Origin of the sequence: Catenulispora rubra, assembly GCF_015356825.1 — a bacterium.
GTDB classification, from domain to species: Bacteria; Actinomycetota; Actinomycetes; order Streptomycetales; family Catenulisporaceae; genus Catenulispora; species Catenulispora rubra.
Genome location: NZ_JAACYW010000738.1, coordinates 1 through 471, shown reverse-complemented (window position 1 = coordinate 471; position 471 = coordinate 1). Strand labels below are relative to the sequence as shown.

The 471-nt window shown below is 71.8% G+C and carries 1 protein-coding gene; it reads left to right on the top strand.

Going from position 1 to position 471, the window contains the following annotated elements; translation table 11 throughout:
* Window positions 1-32: 32 nt before the first annotated feature.
* Window positions 33-471, top strand: a 439-nt coding sequence (locus tag GWK61_RS55215) for a transposase (RefSeq protein WP_194922377.1), incomplete at its 3' end; no start/stop codon positions are given.

Sequence of the window (471 nt, the reverse complement as noted above, 5' to 3'; positions counted from 1 at the left end):
GTGCGGCGGCGATGGCCGAGGTGTTTCACCTGGTGGCCGCTGATCCGGTGGCGTTGGCCGACACGCCCGGGGCACGCTGGCGGGGTCGGCTTGTTTTGGCGGTGGACGGGTTCGTGGTGGACCTGCCGGAGACGGTAGACAACCGCCGGGTGTTCGGCGGGCCGCTCGGCGGGGTGCGTTCGACCCGGGACACGGCCTACCCGCAGGCCAAGGTGGTGACGCTGGCCGAGGCCTGCAGCCACGGGCTGCGGGCGGCGGCGATCGGGGCCTACGCCACCCCGGAGCGGGAGTTGGCCGAGCAGCTGATCGACAGTGTGGATGAGCATTCGATCGTGTTGTTCGATGCCGGTTTCCCCTCGGTGAGGCTGTTCCAGCTTCTGCAGGCCACCGGCGCGGCCGTGGTGATGCGCGCCGACCGGCGGATCGGGAACAGGGACCTGACACCCCTGCCCGACGGCACCGCGCTGGCGG